This is a genomic window from Geobacter psychrophilus (genome assembly GCF_056821595.1).
In genome coordinates this window covers 986,464-999,101 of sequence record NZ_JBXDTU010000004.1, presented here as the reverse complement: position 1 = coordinate 999,101, position 12,638 = coordinate 986,464, and the positions used below count along the sequence as shown (strand labels likewise).

The 12,638-nt window shown below is 51.2% G+C and carries 18 protein-coding genes; 12 read left to right on the top strand and 6 right to left on the bottom strand.

Going from position 1 to position 12,638, the window contains the following annotated elements; genetic code table 11:
* Nucleotides 1-8 precede the first annotated feature (8 nt).
* From ACOCF6_RS06975 to ACOCF6_RS06965, 3 genes are read right to left on the bottom strand one after another with little or no spacing between them, the layout of a single operon-like run.
* Nucleotides 9-191, bottom strand: coding sequence for a hypothetical protein (locus ACOCF6_RS06975; RefSeq protein WP_482459665.1), 183 nt, complete (start codon nucleotides 189-191; stop codon nucleotides 9-11).
* Nucleotides 192-214: 23 nt separating this feature from the next.
* Nucleotides 215-487 carry an integration host factor subunit alpha gene (locus ACOCF6_RS06970; protein WP_482459664.1) on the bottom strand — a complete coding sequence of 91 codons (273 nt, stop codon included), beginning with the start codon at nucleotides 485-487 and terminating at the stop codon, nucleotides 215-217.
* A gap of 51 nt (nucleotides 488-538) precedes the next feature.
* Nucleotides 539-1,258, bottom strand: a complete 720-nt coding sequence (locus tag ACOCF6_RS06965) for a hypothetical protein (protein ID WP_482459663.1) — start codon at nucleotides 1,256-1,258, stop codon at nucleotides 539-541.
* A 554-nt stretch (nucleotides 1,259-1,812) separates the two neighbouring features.
* On the opposite strand from ACOCF6_RS06965, the gene ACOCF6_RS06960 reads away from it, so the two are divergent.
* From ACOCF6_RS06960 to ACOCF6_RS06925, 8 genes are all read left to right on the top strand, one after another.
* Entirely contained in the window at nucleotides 1,813-2,169 is a 357-nt protein-coding gene (locus ACOCF6_RS06960; protein WP_482459662.1) for a type II toxin-antitoxin system RelE/ParE family toxin, read from the top strand.
* Complete coding sequence (locus ACOCF6_RS06955; protein WP_482459661.1) at nucleotides 2,166-2,447, top strand: helix-turn-helix domain-containing protein; 282 nt, start codon at nucleotides 2,166-2,168, stop codon at nucleotides 2,445-2,447. The genes ACOCF6_RS06960 and ACOCF6_RS06955 overlap by 4 nt, the downstream gene beginning before the upstream one ends.
* A gap of 99 nt (nucleotides 2,448-2,546) precedes the next feature.
* Nucleotides 2,547-3,038 (top strand): SRPBCC family protein, encoded by a 492-nt coding sequence (locus ACOCF6_RS06950; protein ID WP_482459660.1) that lies wholly within the window; start codon nucleotides 2,547-2,549, stop codon nucleotides 3,036-3,038.
* A 97-nt stretch (nucleotides 3,039-3,135) separates the two neighbouring features.
* Nucleotides 3,136-3,378, top strand: coding sequence for a DUF6364 family protein (locus ACOCF6_RS06945; protein WP_482459659.1), 243 nt, complete (start codon nucleotides 3,136-3,138; stop codon nucleotides 3,376-3,378).
* Nucleotides 3,375-4,052 carry a PIN domain-containing protein gene (locus ACOCF6_RS06940; protein ID WP_482459658.1) on the top strand — a complete coding sequence of 226 codons (678 nt, stop codon included), beginning with the start codon at nucleotides 3,375-3,377 and terminating at the stop codon, nucleotides 4,050-4,052. The genes ACOCF6_RS06945 and ACOCF6_RS06940 overlap by 4 nt, the downstream gene beginning before the upstream one ends.
* A gap of 154 nt (nucleotides 4,053-4,206) precedes the next feature.
* Nucleotides 4,207-5,427 carry a hypothetical protein gene (locus ACOCF6_RS06935; protein ID WP_482459657.1) on the top strand — a complete coding sequence of 407 codons (1,221 nt, stop codon included), beginning with the start codon at nucleotides 4,207-4,209 and terminating at the stop codon, nucleotides 5,425-5,427.
* A gap of 243 nt (nucleotides 5,428-5,670) precedes the next feature.
* Entirely contained in the window at nucleotides 5,671-5,829 is a 159-nt protein-coding gene (locus ACOCF6_RS06930) for a hypothetical protein (RefSeq protein ID WP_482459656.1), read from the top strand.
* Between the two features lie 74 nt (nucleotides 5,830-5,903).
* Nucleotides 5,904-6,206: a hypothetical protein gene (locus ACOCF6_RS06925; protein ID WP_482459655.1), complete on the top strand. Its 303-nt coding sequence runs from the start codon at nucleotides 5,904-5,906 to the stop codon at nucleotides 6,204-6,206.
* A gap of 94 nt (nucleotides 6,207-6,300) precedes the next feature.
* On the opposite strand, the gene ACOCF6_RS06920 is transcribed toward ACOCF6_RS06925, so the two are convergent.
* Nucleotides 6,301-7,020 carry a hypothetical protein gene (locus tag ACOCF6_RS06920; RefSeq protein WP_482459654.1) on the bottom strand — a complete coding sequence of 240 codons (720 nt, stop codon included), beginning with the start codon at nucleotides 7,018-7,020 and terminating at the stop codon, nucleotides 6,301-6,303.
* A 168-nt stretch (nucleotides 7,021-7,188) separates the two neighbouring features.
* Nucleotides 7,189-7,356 (bottom strand): hypothetical protein, encoded by a 168-nt coding sequence (locus tag ACOCF6_RS06915; protein WP_482459653.1) that lies wholly within the window; start codon nucleotides 7,354-7,356, stop codon nucleotides 7,189-7,191.
* Between the two features lie 216 nt (nucleotides 7,357-7,572).
* On the opposite strand from ACOCF6_RS06915, the gene ACOCF6_RS06910 reads away from it, so the two are divergent.
* The gene (locus ACOCF6_RS06910; RefSeq protein WP_482463284.1) at nucleotides 7,573-8,391 is read left to right on the top strand and encodes a transglycosylase domain-containing protein; all 819 of its coding nucleotides are present in this window, start codon (nucleotides 7,573-7,575) and stop codon (nucleotides 8,389-8,391) included.
* A 310-nt stretch (nucleotides 8,392-8,701) separates the two neighbouring features.
* Here ACOCF6_RS06910 and ACOCF6_RS06905 read toward each other — a convergent pair whose 3' ends face one another.
* Complete coding sequence (locus ACOCF6_RS06905; protein WP_482459652.1) at nucleotides 8,702-9,211, bottom strand: MarR family winged helix-turn-helix transcriptional regulator; 510 nt, start codon at nucleotides 9,209-9,211, stop codon at nucleotides 8,702-8,704.
* Between the two features lie 250 nt (nucleotides 9,212-9,461).
* Here ACOCF6_RS06905 and ACOCF6_RS06900 point away from each other — a divergent pair, with 250 nt between their 5' ends.
* Genes ACOCF6_RS06900 through ACOCF6_RS06890 form a run of 3 tightly spaced genes read left to right on the top strand, consistent with a single transcriptional unit; the run spans nucleotide 9,462 to nucleotide 12,611 of the window.
* Entirely contained in the window at nucleotides 9,462-10,253 is a 792-nt protein-coding gene (locus tag ACOCF6_RS06900) for an IclR family transcriptional regulator (protein WP_482459651.1), read from the top strand.
* A gap of 47 nt (nucleotides 10,254-10,300) precedes the next feature.
* Nucleotides 10,301-10,612: a DUF485 domain-containing protein gene (locus ACOCF6_RS06895; RefSeq protein WP_482459650.1), complete on the top strand. Its 312-nt coding sequence runs from the start codon at nucleotides 10,301-10,303 to the stop codon at nucleotides 10,610-10,612.
* Between the two features lie 16 nt (nucleotides 10,613-10,628).
* Nucleotides 10,629-12,611 (top strand): solute symporter family protein, encoded by a 1,983-nt coding sequence (locus tag ACOCF6_RS06890; protein WP_482459649.1) that lies wholly within the window; start codon nucleotides 10,629-10,631, stop codon nucleotides 12,609-12,611.
* Nucleotides 12,612-12,638: the final 27 nt, after the last annotated feature.

The following is a 12,638-nucleotide window of genomic DNA, read 5'->3' as shown; positions in this document are numbered from 1 at the left end:
CTTATTGCCTACGGCTTGATATAGGCATTCAGCCCGATGGTGACTGGCTTGCCATCCACCAATGCAGTTGTAACAGCATTCCCCCGAGAGCTTGCAACCATAAGAGTCTTACCGGAAGCTGATGGGGTTGGTTTCTCCAGGTCAATTTCTATGCAGAGTTTGTTGCCTTTTATTTCAACGGTCATTGCCATGATGTAATTTTCCTTTTGATTACTTAATTGACTGCCTGCCGGAGCACCTGGCTTGGTTTAAAGGTCAAAACTCTCCGGGCCTCGATGGTAATCGTATCGCCAGTCTGTGGGTTGCGTCCGCGGCGATCCGCTTTATTCTTAATTTCAAAGTTACCGAACCCGGCAATTTTCAGCTTCTCTCCAGACTCTAGTGTGGTCTTCATAATGCTGAATACTGACTCCAACAGATCAGCTGATTCTCTTTTGGTGCATCCAATTTTCTGTTGAATCCGTTCCGCTAAATCTGCCTTAGTCATATGCGCTCTTCCTTTATTTTTATTGAATATAAGTTCGGGACTCCCCTTAATTCACCAGACAAACTTTCTGTCACGATTTTCAAGATTGCTATTCATCTTTTCCAGGATGTCTTTACGGCGACCAGTCTTGTTTACCATTTCGGCGTAAAGATCACGGAGGCGCAGCGCCTCATCCAGGTATTGCTGACGGAGGTTGAGGTTATGTTCAAACTTGTAACCGCTGTTCGGGTTTGGATTCTCCGACCAATCAAGGCCGAGGGCCGTGGTGAAAGCAACCCTGATCTGATGCATTTCATCACTGATATTTGAAGATACGTCGGAAACAGATGAATAGGCGGGCTTGGCTGATGGCGGTAGCGAATCGGTTGGGCATAGCGGTTGGTTTTGTTCAGTGGTGGACAGGTTCTCGAACCATGTGCTGCCGGTACAAAAAGGTGCAATAAACTCCTGCCAGCGTTGGGGACTGGTAAAGCGATTGTGGACCCTGGTGTGGCATCCTTTGCAGACGGGGTGATGGCCAGTCATGGAACCATAATCTTCGGAATGGTAGGCAATAACCTCCGAGGCACCAGTTTTGCCGCAGACAGAGCAAGGTGATAAATGCGCCGGCTGTTCCAACCCCATCTGGATAGCCAGGTTAAGGGCCTGCCACTTTCGCACCCGCTGTTCATGGGTGAAGCCATTGTAGGTTTTGAGAATATAGTTGCCCCATGGCTTCGGCTTCAGTCCACGATTGGTAGCATCCAGAAATATCTGATCAATTGTATGCATGGATTACAGGTTGATTTCAACGATCATAACCATGATGTTGTCCTTTTATTTTCCTGGGTCTCTTTATATTCCATTTTGGCTTCATGTAGATTGATGCGGGCCTTGTGACCGTGTTTTTGCAGCATAGAAAGCAATTGTGAACCATTGATCAAAGTCAGCGGTTTGCCTTTAACAAACTCATAAGAATCTGAGCCATACTCACCGCGACAACTCTGACAGTACCTTCAAAAGAGGCAGGCTTTGACATGGTTTCCTTCCCGTTGGAGTTTTGCAGCGAGGGCACTGCCGAATGCAGGGTGCTTTCACAAAACCAGTCGGTATCAAGAAACAATCTGTCTGAAACAAAGAAATCGGGTAAGCGCAAAGCTAAACCTGCAACAAGAAAAAATGGCGATTCTTGAATCGAAACTGAATAGAAGTAAAGGGAACCTTTGGGTCAGGTCTTGAAATATAAAAAACTGATAATTCAAGACCTGACCCCAGTCAATTCGCTCTTTTCATGTCCTGAAAACAAAAATTGACATGCGTACCAATATTGGTACAATGGACCGCATATGACCGAAGTTTCTTTTGTCCTTAACGTCGTATTTTATAGATCCGAAGCCGGCAATGAGCCGGTCCGGGAGTGGTTGAAGGATTTGCATCGTGATTACAAGCGGCAAATAGGCGAAGATATCAAGACCGCCCAGTTTGGCTGGCCGTTGGGAATGCCACTCATCAAAAAAATCGACAAGGACTTATGGGAAGTACGAACGAGATTGGCAGACGGCATTGCACGGGTTTTCTTTTCCGTTGACGGTGAGTACATGATTTTGCTTCACGGATTTATCAAAAAATCTCAGAAGACTCCACAAAACGAACTCAAAACGGCGTTGAGCCGCCTTGGTATCTACAAAAGAGGCACAAAATGAAAAATGAACATTTGGGAACAAACTTCGACGATTTTCTTGAAGAAGAAGGTTTGCGTGCAGAGGCAGAAGCGGCAGCAATAAAAAGAGTTATTGCATTCCAGATAGAACAGGAAATGAAACAAGCGAACATTTCAAAAACCGCCATGGCAGAAAAGATGCACACCAGTCGCACTGCATTGGACAGACTCCTTGATCCAGCCAATGTTTCCGTTACCCTTCAAACCCTCGAAAGAGCGGCCCTTGCCCTCGGTAAAAACCTGAAAGTTGAGCTGGCATAGTATATCCACTCGGCGGCAAACGGTCGGCGCGATAATGCCGCTACGCCTCGCTACCGCTGGTACCCGGGGACTTACCCATTACCCTCAAGGAGACAGTACATGTCAGAGACAACAAGCAGCACCAACCTCGTCGTCACGCGCGTTTTCAATGCCTCGCCCGAGCAGGTCTGGGCGGCCTGGAGCGATTCCGAGCTGGTGATGCGCTGGTGGGGACCGCTCGGTTTTACCTGCCCGGAGGCGCGGATGGATTTCCGCGAAGGTGGTACCTCCCTGGTTTGCATGCGCGCTCCCCAGGCCTTCGGCGGCCAGGATTACTACAATACCTGGTCGTACGAGGCGATTGAACCGCTGCAGCGGATCGTCTATACCCTGTACTTCACCAACAAGGAAGGCACGACCATATCCCCCGAGTCGCTGGGGTTGCCGCCGGGTATGCCGCAGGGAGTCCGCCACGAGGTGATTGTTCGTGCACTCGACCAGGGGCAAACCGAACTGACTGTTACCGAATTTGACTGGCCGGCCGGACCGCTCCTGGAGATGTCACGAATGGGGATGGAACAGTGCCTCGACAAGATGGCTGCAATTTTCTGACATGCCGTATTTGGTTTACATATCGATTTGACATGAATACGTCTTGTGACGTATATTGGCTTCATATATGTACGTCAACTGAGCTCTGGAGGTAACCATGCAAACCAAACTTACTCTTCGTCTAGAGGATCAATTAATCGAACAAGCAAAAGCGTACGCAGCTCAAGCGGGAAAATCACTGTCGCAGGTTGTGGCGGATTACTTCAAAATGCTGACATCCGATAGTGCAAAGACGATATCGCCATCAACTCCCATAACCCAATCGCTTCGGGGATTGCTGCGGGAATCAAAGCTTGATGAACAGGATTACAAACACTATTTGGAGGGAAAACACCTTTGAAAATACTTCTGGATACAAACATTGTCCTGGATGTGCTGATGGACCGGATGCCCTTCGCGGATCCTGCAGCGGAACTGTTTTCAAAGGTGGAAGACGGGACCATCACCGGATACTTGTGCGGCACGACAATAACGACTGTATATTATCTGGCCGCAAAAGCGGTTGGTGAAGCACGAGCACAGGAAGAGATAAAGAAACTGTTGAGTCTTTTTGAGGTGGCGCCTGTTAACAGGCATGTTCTCGAATCAGCACTTGGTGCCGGTTTTAGCGATTTCGAAGATGCGGTGATCCATGAAGCGGCTTGCCATGTGGGAGCTGAAGCCATTGTTACCCGCAATCAGAAGGATTTCAAGAAATCCAGGATATCCATATACTCCTCGGAAGAACTTGCAAAAATACTGGTTTTAAAACCCGCGACTGTCACGCCGGTCGCGCCGGTTGCAGCCGAACCCGCGCCCAGAAATCAACAGCAGCAGGCGGAACACCTCAATATGATCCATGCCATTCTGGAGCAATTGCCCGCGGAAGAGAAAGCGATCTATCAGGGATTTGGTTTTGGCGAGCGCGCGAGAATGTACAAAATGATGGACGACGAGACGGACCCTGCCAAAATGCAGGCGATCATTTGCACAATGATACAAGACATTTCCGGGAAAAAGGGTGGTCAGGCGTGAGGTGAGAGGGTGTGACATCTCAGATGTCCGCAGAGATAGCGACTGCCAATGCGATAGCCGAGTGACCTGCGTCAGGAAAAGTGATAGGTCGGCCAGAGAGGAGCGCTGAGAAATGGTTTTGGGTGGAATGTGGTCAGGAATCGTGGGGACGACTATGGCACTCGGTTTCTTGTTTGGAAATCACACGGAATCATTTGAAGGCATGGCTACGGTTAATCTCAAACAGAGCTTTACACAACATTCCCACGGCTATGGCACTCCAAGAGTGGAAATTGCTAACGGCAAAGCGATGGTTGCTCCACTGGTCTACCGTGGCTACCGCCTGGTGCGTGGCGGGATACACGACTATAATATTCTATCGGGATCGAGTACGGTCTATCCCGTGATTCTGGACGTCACTATTTTTAGTCCCACCGTAGCCGAATCCGATCTCACTGCCTTTCGACATTGTTTTTCGACCGAGCTGTGGGGAATGGGAAGGTGCGGATCTGCAGCCCGGGAGTTCGGAGGCGACCGCGGGACGCTTGAAGCGTCAGCAAAAAAGCTTCTGGATGAAGGTTCTATCTCACTCTTTGAGCCAAACGAGCCGCCTGGCAATCATTGGCACGACGGCGGGGCGAAGGCCAAACCGGTCTTCGGCTTCACCGCCATCGACCGGTCAAAAAAGGTACGACTCGATTTGTATTGTTCGCATGGCCTGTATTCGAAGGAACAGGCCCGTGAGCTGATTCTGGCCGCAATCCGGTCGTTCAAGGTCGAGTCTGACAAGGTTGCGGCCGCATTAACAACCATCTCCGATAAACTGGAAAAAGATCGTGCCCTGCTGCAACGCGAGTTCGATGCAATCGCGACGGGAATCAAACCCCTTGGCCTCTCCCTTGAGAAGGGGAATTGGGCTCTCGCCCCTGATGGATCGTACGTTTCAGTTGATTTTCAAAATGGCCATATCAACGATATAAAGCTTTCTGTGTCGATCGGGACCGTTGACTTTCCGGCCGCAACCAGGTTCACCCAGAGGGAACGGCCAAAAATCCGTTTTGTGCCGTCACAGGCCAAACCGGTTGCCTTGGCTGCGTGGTATTGGGACTCGCGGCCCGGCAGGGATATCTGGAACGATCTGGACCTGTTCCACCCGGAACTGAAGGAACATCCGGGGGCTTTGCCTGTGCCTGACGAGGTCAAAACACGTTGGAAAAACAAAAACGAAGTGCATCTCTATTTTCAACGACGGTTGAGAGGGGATTTGAACGCAGAGGGGGAACGGGTCGCCTCCTATCCGGATTTTCTTGCCAAAGAATTCGCCGCGGCCATCGAGACGGCTCGTGCCATTCGCCGTCAGCACAGGGAGGGCCGTCTTGTAGAGCGGTATGAGTAGGGGGCGAGGCAGTATGGGCATTCTACGCCCTTGCATCAGGCAAAAAGGCACGTCAGGCAGACCCAAAATATAATTTAAAAGTAAATTTGATATATAGTTAGGTAGGATTTATAGGGTGAGAGGGGGATATTGTTGATTTGTCGATTATGATTCGAACCAAACTAATCAACAACGTGTCTTTTCCTTTTTCTAGCAAACCATAACCCCACCTGATCTCCCCTTGCACGGGATTCCTCAGGGGTGATGTCACGCAGGCGCGCATTTACCAAGGTCACTGTCGCGGACAGTGTCCGGGCACTGGTGAAACTGGATCTGGTGGTTATCGTCAAAGGGCACCCGCGCCTCAGCAGGAAGGGGAGGGAGTTTCTTGATCTGAAGCCTCGGCAGCAACAAAGTGCATAATGGGAAAGGCTGTAGATTGAATAAGTAGCCATTCACAAGATAAAAATTCAGGACAAAAGTTTAAGGGGGGCAGTATGAAACGTAATATGTTTGCTTCTGCGAGACGCTATGAAGGGGTGACTGACCCGGAAGCCGCTGCAAAAAAGGTAGATGAAGTCTTTGTGCCGCTCATATCCGCGCTGCCGGGATTCGTCGAATATCTGTGGATCGATCTGGGAAATGGCGCGATGATGTCCATTACCGTATTTGAGACGCTTTCAGAAGCGATCGATGCAAACGAAAATTCAAGAATCTGGGTAAAGAAGCACCTGAGTTCGGTCCTGGGACCCTCAGTCCGTACGGAGGCCGGGAAAATAGTCGCATATAAGGGCAAGTAGGACGGATACCTGATCATAAGACTATGATGGGTATGTCCCCCTCAAGGATGTTGCATAACGGACACAAATACGAAAAGGGGGTTTGAAAAAGAGCCTATCCCCTTACAACTCCTGCTTGAGTTGTATTCGCAGCTCTTTTTTCCACGATCTCCTGCTCGGCTGCCACAAAACGGGCCAGTGACGAACCTGCGGTGAATGAACAGGACGCTTCCTCAATGACCACCCCGACACTCTCCAATCCATGATTGAGTTCCGCAACAATCGGCTTCAGATACTCCTGCATGGCTTCTTCGCCTTGCAGGGGCATTGGCCGGCATACCAGGCTGTCAGCGCTTTTGTAGAGCAGCCTCCTGACTTCCAGTGACAGCTTCTCCTGGTGAATGACAAAGTTGTCATAGGCCCGCTGCCACCCGGCCTGCTCCATGAGATAGTCGAGATGAAGCGTCAGGCGGCAGCAAGATACCCCCCCCTGGCTGTCCGGGGAAAATATATCCAGCTTGTACGGCCGGTCCAGCAAGCCGTAATGCGGCAATTCGACAATGATCTGGCCCCGCGATACAAAGTCAAAACGGTTGCGGATAGTTGCCTCGGGGATGAAGAAGACCACCCTGCCATTGCGCAGTACCACTGAATAGGCCGGAATCCTGAGACGGATCAGCCCGAAATAGAGGGTGATGATAAACATGACCCCGAAGACCAGGGCTGGCAGGAACTTATCATGGGAAAGCGCATAGATGACTATGCCCAAAAGCAGGAACAGCACGGTATAGAACAGGATACGCCCCACCAGCCAGATGTTTCGCTGAAGCATCATCAGTGACCCCCTTCTGTAGCCTGAGAATAATCCATTGTAGCGGGAAAGTCCGGGTTCAAAAACTTTACGGGAACATACTGCATCCAAACAGGAGAATAATGCTCAAAATATTAGTGCAGTGCGTCCCCGGAGATCCTTACAGCCGCAGATCACTGGTCCTGAAATCCGTCAGGGAAGCGCCTGCGGTGAGCAGAGATGGTCGGGACTATTGGCCTTGGCTCCGCAGCTGCCGCATTCAACGGTCGGCTTGTCGCTGAGGCCTTTGATGCACTCTTCGTTGTTTTCAGCCTTGAGGGCACACATATGCATTTTATGTTGTTCTATATTGCAAGGCATGACGTCCTCCGTGTTTTATTGGAAAATTTGTTTCTCTGGTGTGAGTATAGCAGAATCACGCACAGAAGTATGTGTGTGAATCAGTTCCCGATTCTATCCTGCCATCGGCGTTGAAGTGCCTCATCAAAGCCGCACCCCTTAATTTCACAATCACCCCCGCTTTTCTGCTATCGTACGGAAAATCGATCCATCCCCTGCGAGGTAGCTTTGAAGGTCCTGAGATGGCTGGCAGCATGCGTCCTCGGCGGCGTTATCCTTTATGCGCTCTATATCGTCATCACGCTCTGCCGCCTGCCATCGGTGTCTGCACTGGCCGACCGTACGGCCAGTCTGACCATTCAGGTCAGGGATTGGAAGGGCAAGCTCCACCCCCTGGTTGTCGGGCCGCGCAATCCCTGGTGGACCCGCTCGGACAGCATCCCGTCCGAGATGGAGTGGTCGGTAGTCGTGGCGGAAGACGGCAATTTCTACCGGCATGAGGGGATCGACGTAAAGGCCATCAAGGATGCCATCAAGTATGACCTGGAGAAGAAGCGCTTCGCCCGCGGTGCCTCGACCATCACCCAGCAGACCGCCAAGAACCTCTTCCTGTCCCGGGAAAAGAGCATCACCCGCAAGATAAAGGAGCTCTACCTCGCCAAACGCATGGAACAGGCCCTGACCAAGGGACGGATCCTGGAGCTGTACCTCAATATCGTTGAACTGGGACCGATGGTCTACGGGATCGGCCACGGCTCCCGCTACTACTTCGACAAGCCGGCCAGCGCCCTGACTCCCCGGGAATGCGCCTTCCTGGCCGCCATGCTCCCCGGTCCGCAGAAGGTCTACAACCCGTACCGGCACCTGGACCGGGTGCTGAAACGTTCCGATATGATACTGCGGCTTCTGCGGCAAAATGGGGTGCTGAGCGAAGGGGAATACCGCCAGGCCCTGGCGGAGATGCCCAATATCAGCGGCATGCAGCGCAAGGTGGACACCAGCTTTTCGGGCAAGGTGCAGAGCTTTTTCAAAGGACTGTTCGGAGGGTTCCGCTGAGCCGGGGAAAGAGGGCAGGGGGCGATCCGGTTATATTGAGCAGTTTCTGTTCGTGTTTTTCGTGACTTCGCCTAGAGGCGCCTACTTTCGGTCGTGGATACTGCTTTTTTAATATTGATTTATCCTGAAAAAGCACTTACCGCAGAGGATGCAGAGTAAAATAAGGTGGTTAAGGCTCAAGTACATTTCACCATAATGGTGAAAGAATCTTTTTCTATTACGTATTGTTTCCTCTGCGAACCTCGCTTAGAAGCGCCTACTTTTGGCTGCGTCCTCTGCGGTGAAACTGCCGTTTAAAGGTTTATAGTAGCTACGCCGCTGGTTTTTTTCTCCTTTTCGGCATATTGACATCCAGTGATTGAATGAGGTTGGGTGGTTCTTCCTGAACCCCCAGTATTTTCACGATCTGTTCCAACCCATCCGAAGCTACCTGCAATTTTTTATCTGAAAGCGGCTCCAGACCTTCCACAATAAGACTTTTCGCTACCATTGGTGAATTTTGAACCAGTTCCCGCCCTTGATCCGTAATAATAATATGTACCACCCGCCGGTCTTTTTCTGACCTGGATCGCTGCACCAATCCCTTTGCTTCAAGCCGATCCAGCAGACCTACCATGGTCGCCGGATGCAGATACATGCGGCGGGCCAGATCGGTTACCTTCATGGGTGATACCTCTTCAAGTATCTTGATCACCCAGAGCTGAGAACCGGTCAGCCCGGTCTTTTGTTCTGCCTTTCGTGATTGTTCGGCCAATACATAAAAAATACGCCGGATATTATCGATGATTCCAGCCACAATTATTGACTTGGATTTTATCAAAATAGCCCCCATAAAACAGATTTACAAATCAACAATCAACATCAGATGCAACGAAATAACGACGGGTTGAAATTTGTAACCTGCCGTAAAGGCAGTAATACTTGTAAATAAACGAGTTGTCTACAAATATGTGTTGCTGTTAAAACATAAAGTTGTTATAAACACAAATAGTTTGTATATGCAAAATATTTAAAACACAAATTTTTTAACTAACAAATAATCTGTTTTCTGACAAATAAAGAGGCTGGCTATGGCGCTGGAAAAAGGTGTGTACACAGTTTTGTCAGTCAATAAGGCATTCGAGGTTTTGGAGTATCTGTCCGAAAACCCGAATGACACCTCGCTGCAAACAATAGCGTCAATAGTGGATATGACCCGCAACAAGGCTTTCCGTTTGCTGGCAACACTGTGTGAAAACGGTCTGCTTGAACATGACAAGCAGTCCGGATCGTATCGACTGGGTATTAATGCGTTTTCTCTGGCACAAAAAATGGTCAGGAATTCCAATGTGATAAGTCTCGCACATCCGGTCATCGAATACCTGGCGAAAAAGCATGATGAGGCGGTTTATATGGTTGTTGTCAAGGGAGACGATGTTCTGTTCATTGACATGGCCGATTGCGACCAGCAAATCAAGGCCGTACCGCTCATCGGGAAAACGTTTCCATTTTTCACCAATGCTGCCGGAAAGGTCATGAAGGCGCTTGAATCGACAGAAGCAATTGAGTGGCTCGTGAACAAAAAACGGCATAAATCAAAGCATATAACCAATCCGGAAGGTCTGGTTTCCGAATTGCTGGAGATCCGGTCCAACGGCGGGGTTGCCATTGAATCAGGCGGTCTGGGAGAAGGTGTCATCAGTGTCGCCGTAGCGGTGAAAGATTATGCCGGTCATGTCATCGGCGCAATTACCATGCTTGGCCCTTCTTTCAGATTTCTGAAAGAGCGTATAGAGAATGAAATGATCCCCTCGCTGATTGAGGGTGCTGCACTTGCATCACAGAAGTTCGGATATATGCCGGTACAGGAACATACTTTATGAAAGGAGATTAGTAGAAAAAACCTCACACTCAAAGAAAGGAGTAACTCATGGCAGAGAAACAGTATGACTGGGCAGCAATCGCAAAAAACCCTAAATTCGTAGAGTTGCATCACAAAAAACAAGCATTCCTTTTTGGCTGGTGGATTTTCTCCAGTGTGTATTACTTCCTGCTCCCCATTGGAGCAGCCTATGCACCCGGTCTTTTCAAGATCAAGATGATCGGCGTCATCAATTTCGGGTATGTTTTTGCCCTTTCCCAGTTCTTTGTATCCTGGGCGCTGGCATTGTACTATGCCCACGTTGCCAACAAGGATTTTGACCGTTTGACCAGAGAACTTATCGACGAACTTCATCTTTAGAAAAGGAGGATACGACATGACTTTTAAGAATATCATCATCGCCGCCAGTTTGGCCCTCACACTTGCCGCAGCCGCCTTTGCTGAAGAGCCGAAGAACGCTCCCGCTGCCGGTGCAACACCTGCTGCCACCGCAGCGGCCCCTGCTGCCGCACCCGGCGCAGCTGCCGTAACCGCACCGGGCGCCGCTGCCCAGACGCCTGCAGTTGCTCCGCCGCTGACGAAAAAAAGGGAACTGAAGGCCAATAAGGCCATCACCCTCTCCATGTTCGCCGTCATCATCGGCATCACCCTGGGCGTTGTTGTCTGGGCTGCCCGCCAGACCAAGACCGCTGCCGACTTCTACGCAGCCGGTGGTGGTATCACCGGAACACAGAACGGTTGGGCGATTGCCGGCGACTACATGTCGGCCGCTTCTTTCCTCGGTATTTCCGGCCTGATCTCACTGTACGGGTATGACGGGTTCATGTACTCGGTTGGCTGGCTGGTGGCTTACATTACGGTTCTCCTGATCGTGGCCGAGCCCTGCCGCAACGCCGGCAAGTACACCCTGGGGGATATCCTCTCCTTCCGTACCGATCCCAAGCCGGTTCGCGCCGTGGCCGCCATTTCGACCGTAGCAGTATCGACCTTCTACCTGACCGCCCAGATGGTCGGTGCCGGCAAGTTGATGGCGCTGTTGGTCGGCGTACCTTACAAAACCGCCATCATCGGTGTTGGTATCCTGATGGTCGGCTACGTCGTCTTCGGCGGCATGACCGCCACCACCTGGGTCCAGATCATCAAGGCCGGTCTGCTCATGTCAGGCGCCGCCCTGCTGTCGGTGCTGGTTCTGGCCAAGGCCGGATTCAACCCGCTCTACTTCTTTGACACAATCGTCAACAGCCCGGACATCCAGGATCATGTGTCCAAGCTGGTGCTGAAGGACGGTATTACCCTGAACGGCGTTGATGCCGGCCAGCGTTTCCTTGAGCCCGGTCTGTTCATGAAATCACCGCTGGATCAGATCTCCCTCGGTATGGCCCTGGTTCTGGGTACCGCCGGAATGCCGCACATCCTGATGCGCTTCTTTACCGTACCGACCGCACAGGCTGCCCGCAAGTCCGTTATCATCGCCATGTTCATCATCGGCGGCTTCTACGTCCTGACCACCCTGCTCGGTTTCGGCGCTGCCATCAACCTGACACCACAGGGCATCATTTCGGTTGACCCGGGCGGCAACATGGCCACCCTGATGCTGGCTCAGCAGTTGGGTGCCGATATCCATCCGATCCTGGGCGACATCTTCCTGGCATTCCTCTGTTCGGTTGCCTTCGCCACGATCCTGGCGGTTGTGTCCGGCCTGGTTCTGGCTGCTTCGGCCGCCATCGCCCACGACATCTATGTTAACGTCATCAAGGACGGCCATGCCGACCAGCATGAGCAGGTTATGGCAGCCCGTATCACCTCGCTGGTAGTTGGCGCTGTTGGTATCATGATCGGCCTGCTGGCCGAAAAGGCCAACGTTGCCCACCTGGTGGCACTGGCCTTCGCCGTTGCTTCCTCCGGCAACCTGCCGGTTGTTGTTCTGTCGCTGTTCTGGCGCAAGTTCAACACTGCCGGTGTTATCTCCGGCCTGGTAGTCGGAACAGTTGCTTCCATCGGCCTGGTTATGGTTTCCCCTAACATGACCTATCCGAAACTGGTCGCCAAGGGTGCCGAGAAAGTCATCGTTGCCATGGAAAAGAAGCAGGCTTCCGGCGCAGCACTGACAGAAAAAGACACCAAAGCCCTTGCCAAAGCTCAGAAGGATGTACTGGGCAAAGACGGCAAGTCCATCATGGGTCTCAGCGAGCCGATCCTGACGCTGAAAAACCCTGGTCTCATCTCCATCCCGCTGGGCTTTATCGCTGCTATCCTGGGCGCACTGATGTTCCCCAACAAGCGTGCTGAAGATATGTTTGACGAGGTCTATGTCCGCCAGAACACCGGTCTTGGCATGGCCAAGGCAATTGATCACTGATAGCAGAACTGTTTGACATGTTGTGAC